The sequence below is a fragment of the Kytococcus sp. HMSC28H12 genome, assembly GCF_001816045.1.
Lineage (GTDB): Bacteria > Actinomycetota > Actinomycetes > Actinomycetales > Dermatophilaceae > Kytococcus > Kytococcus schroeteri.
In genome coordinates, this window is record NZ_KV824394.1 from 1 (window position 1) to 2294 (window position 2294).

Below are 2294 nucleotides of genomic sequence, written 5' to 3' on the forward strand. Positions count from 1 at the left end.
CTCGGCAGGGCGGTCCAGCGGGGTGGGCATCAGCGCACCCCGTGCAGGGCCACCACGCCCTGCGGGAGCTCCGGGACGGGCGGCAGCCCGGCGATCGTGCACAACAGGTCCCTCCAGGCGTCGAAGTGGCGCAGCAGGTCTGCGTCCAGGGGTGTCCAGGAGGCGCGCACCTCCAGGGTGACCTCCGGCCCGAGGTGCTCGCGGGCCCCGAAGGGCTCCGAGGTGACGCGCGTGCTGGTGCCGCTGAGCGTCTCCAGGTGGCACCCCTGCTGGGCCAGGCACTCCTGCAGCCAGGCTCGACCCACCTCGCCGAACAAGGGGTCGTGCGCCAGCTCGGACTCCACCGGGCTGCTCGCGAAGGTCACCACGCGCCAGTCACCGCCCCACTCCTCCGGCGAGTCCGGGTCGTGCAGCAGCACGAAGCGGCCGGCGGCCAACGGCTCGGCCTCCGGGTCGGCGGCCGGCACCTCGGCGGTGAAGGCCACCGAGGTGGGGGCCAGACGCGAGGGGGAGGGGACCTCCTCGCAGAGCACGCCGGCGCGCGGCGGGGCGCTCCGCAGCATCTCCAGGGCGGCCTCCGGGTCCGCAGCACGGCGCCCGGGCAGGAAACGGGGGGTCACACCGGGGACGATATGGCGCGGCGCCGACAACCTCCCGCAGGCGCGCCGTGCCGCCCCGCCCCGGCCGGTGACACGGCTGCTGCCGTGGGACGATTCGGCCATGACTGAGCACGCCGCCACCGGTTCCCCCACGCCCTCCGCCACGGTGCCCACCCTTGTCGCCGCCGCACGGGGACAGGAGGTGCCGCACACGCCGGTGTGGTTCATGCGCCAGGCCGGTCGCTCGCTGCCGGAGTACCGCGCTGTCCGTGAGGGCAACGCCATGCTCGAGGCCTGCCGCGACACCGACCTGGTCACCGAGATCACCCTGCAGCCGGTGCGCCGCCACGACGTGGACGCCGCCATCTTCTTCAGCGACATCGTGGTGCCGCTGCAGGCCGTGGGGGTGGACCTCGACATCGTGCCGGGCACCGGCCCGGTGGTGCCGCAGCCCTTCCGCACCCGTGCCGACCTGGACCGGCTGCCGGAGCTCACGCCCGACATGGTCCCGGACATCAGCGCCGCCATCGCCGCCGTGCGCCGCGAGCTGCGCCCCGACCAGGCCCTCATCGGCTTCGCCGGCGCGCCGTTCACGCTGGCCAGCTACCTGGTGGAAGGGGGCCCGTCGAAGAACCACGAGAACACCAAGGCCCTCATGCACGGCGACCCCGAGCTGTGGAACGCGCTGTGCGAGCGCCTGGCCGCCATCGCCGGGGCCTTCCTGCAGGTGCAGGTGGACGCCGGCTCCGATGCGGTGCAGCTCTTCGACTCCTGGGTGGGCTATCTCAACCGCCGCGACTACCAGCGCTTCGTGGCCCCGCACTCCGCGGCCGTTCTCGCCGCCGTGGAGGGCCGCGTCCCCCGCATCCACTTCGGCGTGGGCACCGGGGAGCTGCTCGACCTCATGGGTGACGCCGGCGCCGAGGTGGTGGGCGTGGACTACCGCGTGGACCTGGCCGACGCCCTGGCCCGCACCGGCGGCCGCCACGCGCTGCAGGGCAATCTCGACCCGGCCCTGCTGTTCGCCCCCACCGAGCCGCTCATGGCCCGCGTCGACGAGATCGTCGCCGCCGGCCGCACCGCGCCGGGCCACATCTTCAACCTCGGCCACGGGGTGCTGCCGTCCACCGACCCCGACGTCCTCACCCGCGTCACCGCGCGCGTGCACGAGGTCTCCGCGCGATGACGCGAGCGGTCGTCGTCGGTGGAGGACTCAGCGGCCTGGTGGCCGCCCGGGAGCTGGTGGTTCACCACGGCATCGCGTCGGGTGACGTGACCGTGCTCGAGGCGCGGGAGCGCGCTGGCGGTGTGCTGCTGCGCGGCGAGGTGGCCGGCCGCACCGTGGACCTCGGTGCGGAATCGGTGCTCACCACCCGCCCCGAGGCGACGGACCTGCTGGCCGAGCTGGGCCTGGCCGAGGAGGCCGTGCACCCCACCGGGGTGCCGGCCGCGGTCTGGTCGCGTGGCGGCATCCACCCGGTGCCCCGCGGCACCCTCATGGGTGTGCCCGGCGACGCCGCGCAGGCCGCCGGGCTTCTCACCGAGCAGGAGGTGGACCGCGCCGACGACTCCGGCCGCGAGCACCCGCCGCTGGTCGAGGACGTCTCGCTGGGCGACCTCGTGGCCGAGCGGATGGGCGACGCGGTGGTGGACCGCCTCGTGGAGCCGCTCCTGGGCGGGGTGTACGCCGGCCAC

3 protein-coding genes are annotated in these 2294 nt (G+C 75.0%); 2 read left to right on the forward strand and 1 reads right to left on the reverse strand.

Annotated elements, in window-relative coordinates; genetic code table 11:
- Positions 1-29 precede the first annotated feature (29 nt).
- A complete protein-coding gene (locus tag HMPREF3099_RS04970; RefSeq protein ID WP_070704788.1) occupies positions 30-620 on the reverse strand; it encodes a DUF3000 family protein in 591 nt (196 codons plus the stop codon).
- Between the two features lie 100 nt (positions 621-720).
- Between HMPREF3099_RS04970 and hemE the strand changes: the two genes are divergently transcribed.
- Both hemE and HMPREF3099_RS04980 read left to right on the forward strand, forming a co-directional pair.
- Positions 721-1785, forward strand: coding sequence for a uroporphyrinogen decarboxylase (hemE, locus tag HMPREF3099_RS04975; protein ID WP_070704791.1), 1065 nt, complete (start codon positions 721-723; stop codon positions 1783-1785).
- The coding region (locus tag HMPREF3099_RS04980) for an FAD-dependent oxidoreductase (RefSeq protein ID WP_168168440.1) at positions 1782-2294 on the forward strand (513 nt) is incomplete at its 3' end. The genes hemE and HMPREF3099_RS04980, both read left to right, overlap by 4 nt.

Coding starts and splice junctions, on each gene's coding strand:
- hemE (WP_070704791.1), top strand. CDS start 721: ATGACTGAGCACGCCGCCACCGGTTCCCCCACGCCCTCCGCCACGGTG.